The organism is Oryzibacillus soli, from assembly GCF_051594765.1.
Lineage (GTDB): Bacteria > Bacillota > Bacilli > Paenibacillales > NBRC-103111 > Paenibacillus_AR.
The window spans coordinates 1-2,144 of the sequence record NZ_JBPPGJ010000055.1 but is presented as its reverse complement, the minus strand read 5'-3'; the positions used below and the strand labels follow the sequence as shown (position 1 = coordinate 2,144).

Sequence of the window (2,144 nt, the reverse complement as noted above, 5' to 3'; positions counted from 1 at the left end):
GAAACCTCTCCTTTTGGAATAAATGGTTGCTCGACACATCCATTTTACCTAGGACAGGTTTCTTTTTGTTTTACAAAAAAAGCAAAAATAGAAGGGGCCATCCCTAAGCCATGTTTTTCATGACTTTTGGGACAGCCCCTTGGTATTCAGTTCACCTTGATGATCTTCCACTGCTGGTTGGTGCCTCCGTTATCCGTCCATTGGTCCCCAACGCCTCCGTCGGCGGTGGACTGTCCCTTGATCTCCAGCAGCTTGCCGGTGGCCCGGTTCTTCAGCTTGTAGTTGCCGCCGCCCAGATCCACCAGCTGCCAGTGCTGGCTGGTCCATCCGCCGTCGGTGTACTGCTCGACGACCGCCCCGTCCGCCGTGGAGCCGCTCTCCACGCCCAGAATTTTACCGCTGTTGCGGTTCAGAATCTTATAATAACCGGAGTCGGCGGCAACGAGCTGCCACTGCTGGTTGTTCGATTGGGAATCCGCCCACTGCTCCGTATCCCCGCCGTTGGCCGTCGAGGCCCCCACGATCTGCAGCGTCTTCCCGCTCTTGCGGTTCCAGAGCGAGTAGTAGGCCGTGGAATCCCATGCCGGGTTGGAGCCTGTTACAGTGCCGGTGGCCGTATCGAGGCTGACGGTTGACGCCCAATCCATAGCCAGGCTGGTATTCGTCGGGAAGCGGAGCGGCAGCCATACATACCGCGAATCCATGACCTTCCCGCCCCAGGCTCCGGCCCAGCGGTCGCCCATATAGAGGAACGAGGTGGTCTGAGAGCCCTCCACCGGCAGGATGTACGCGCTCTGGGAGTCGTATGTAGTGGAATCGCCGAAGTTCGCCAAGCCGCTCCAGGTGCCCGTAATGCTGGTGGCAGTGGCGTACTTGCCTTGGTTCGGGTTCCACCCCGTGGCCCCGGAGGTCACCAGGAAGTACACTCCGTTGCGCTTGAACATGGCGGGCGCCTCCCGGTATTGGCCGGGCCAGAGCGTCTGCACCAGAGATTCCACCCCCAGGAAATCCGGTGTAAGCTTGTAGATGTTCAAGTCCGCATTCACCTTGGTGGCCGAGATCAAGTAGGCCGTGCCATTGTCGTTATAGACCGTCATATCCCGCGAATCATAGCCTAGGGGCCGGAAGCTGCCGTGGTACGTATAGGTGCCGTCCACCGTGGAGGACGAGGCGACCGCCGTTCTCGCCTGCCCATAATCCACGCCATTCTCCCAGTGCATCCAGAGCACGAACTTCCCCGTAGAGCTGTTGTAGATCACCTTGGGACGTTCGATATTGGACACATTCAGCTCCGTCGCCGAATCCTTGGTCAGGACGTTGCTTCGGAATTCCCAGGTCTTCAGGTCCGCTGAGCGGTAGCACGAGACCGCATTGAACTTCCCGTCCGAGGTCCGGTTCTCGCCGAACCAATAGTAATAGGAGCCGACCTTGATCACGCCGCCGCCATGGGCATGGATCACATTGCCCGCCGTATCCTTCATCACCGCGCCGTTCCCCACATTGACCGATGCCGCCGACGCCCTCTCCGCTGCGTAGTCTCCGCCGAAGAGCGCCAGGACCAGCACCGCCGCCATCATTCCCCGGATCCACCGGACAAGCCTGTTCCCCATCATTCATTCCTCCTCCATGGATTTGGACTTCCTGCACGGCCCGGCCGAAGCTGCCCGAGTGCCGGATGCTGCACACACCTCTCACCCACCCCCTTCATCATTTACCATAATCCCCCACGAGGACCGACGGCTAGTGAATCTTCTTGCAGCAAGTGAACGATTCCAACCTAGAGGGTGAACAAATCTGCGGTTGGTGCAGTGAACTTTCATCGCAATGTCCGAATCCACGCCAAGTCATAACCACCGGCTTAGCCGGTGGCTTCCATTAGCCCTATAAGGGCATGTTACTAGCCGGCGCCTAAAGGCGCTCTGAAATGGCTGCCAACCGCGTGGGTTCACGGGCGAGCCCCTAAAAAGGGGCCTCGTTACCTGCCCTTTTTCACCGACTCACCCGTAAACGGGTCGATCAACTCTTTCATCGTTAGCTGCTCGTAGTTTTTGTCCTCTTCGAGTTGGTTGCGTATGTATTCTTGGATGATTTTCTTATTCCGTCCTACCGTATCGACGTAGTACCCTCTACACCAAAATTGCCGA

1 protein-coding gene and 1 pseudogene are annotated in these 2,144 nt (G+C 57.8%); both read right to left on the bottom strand.

The window, feature by feature from the left end; translation table 11 throughout:
• Window positions 1–146: 146 nt before the first annotated feature.
• Window positions 147–1,577 (bottom strand): RICIN domain-containing protein, encoded by a 1,431-nt coding sequence (locus ACSEXW_RS28010; protein WP_438449480.1) that lies wholly within the window; start codon window positions 1,575–1,577, stop codon window positions 147–149.
• Window positions 1,578–1,975: 398 nt separating this feature from the next.
• Window positions 1,976–2,144: pseudogene (locus ACSEXW_RS28005) on the bottom strand (IS200/IS605 family transposase); the annotation flags it as partial.